The sequence below is a fragment of the uncultured Psychroserpens sp. genome (assembly GCF_947501425.1).
In the GTDB taxonomy this organism is placed as follows: Bacteria; Bacteroidota; Bacteroidia; order Flavobacteriales; family Flavobacteriaceae; genus Psychroserpens.
On sequence record NZ_CANMVN010000029.1, the window covers coordinates 1 to 350 of the forward strand.

Here is a 350-nt window from a genome sequence, read left to right on the forward strand (position 1 = left end):
CTAATTATTGTTGTTCCTGAAGGAAAAACATCTCCACTATTAAGTCCGCTACCATCAGTTCTTACGACAGTTAGTGTTGTATCACAATTATCAGTGGCAGTAGGATCAGTGAATGTAGGTTGATTATTTCCGCAGGTTAAATTAATGTCACCTGGAACATTTATAAATTCAGGATCAATTTGATCTACAACTGTAACAGTTGCGATACACGTATCTGTTTGACTATCTCCATCAGTAACTGTTAAGGTAACATCCACAGGTGTTCCTATGTTGCTACAATCAAAAGTATCAATATCAATACTTAGGTTTGTAACAGCAACATCATCTGAAGATCCACCATCGACATCGGC

General features: G+C 37.1%; 1 protein-coding gene. It reads right to left on the reverse strand.

From position 1 onward, the window contains the following. On the reverse strand, positions 1 to 350 hold a 350-nt coding region (locus Q0951_RS17050), incomplete at both ends, for a hypothetical protein (protein WP_299339535.1).